Source organism: Shewanella nanhaiensis (assembly GCF_019457885.1).
GTDB classification, from domain to species: domain Bacteria; phylum Pseudomonadota; class Gammaproteobacteria; order Enterobacterales; family Shewanellaceae; genus Shewanella; species Shewanella nanhaiensis.
On record NZ_JAHZST010000079.1, the window covers coordinates 1 to 291 of the forward strand.

The following is a 291-nucleotide window of genomic DNA, read 5'->3' on the forward strand; positions in this document are numbered from 1 at the left end:
CGAGACTCAGTGAAGTTGAAATTGCGGTGAAGATGCCGTATACCCGCGGCTAGACGGAAAGACCCCGTGCACCTTTACTATAGCTTGGCACTGAACATTGAACCTACATGTGTAGGATAGGTGGGAGCCTTTGAAGCAGGAACGCTAGTTCTTGTGGAGGCAATCTTGAAATACCACCCTTGTAGCTTTGATGTTCTAACTCTGGCCCCTGAATCGGGGTTGAGGACAGTGCCTGGTGGGTAGTTTGACTGGGGCGGTCTCCTCCCAAAGAGTAACGGAGGAGCACGAAGG

At 51.9% G+C, this 291-nt stretch carries 1 rRNA gene; it reads left to right on the forward strand.

Features of this window, described 5'->3' with window-relative positions:
* A 23S ribosomal RNA gene (locus K0625_RS24950) occupies positions 1-291 on the forward strand; the annotation flags it as partial.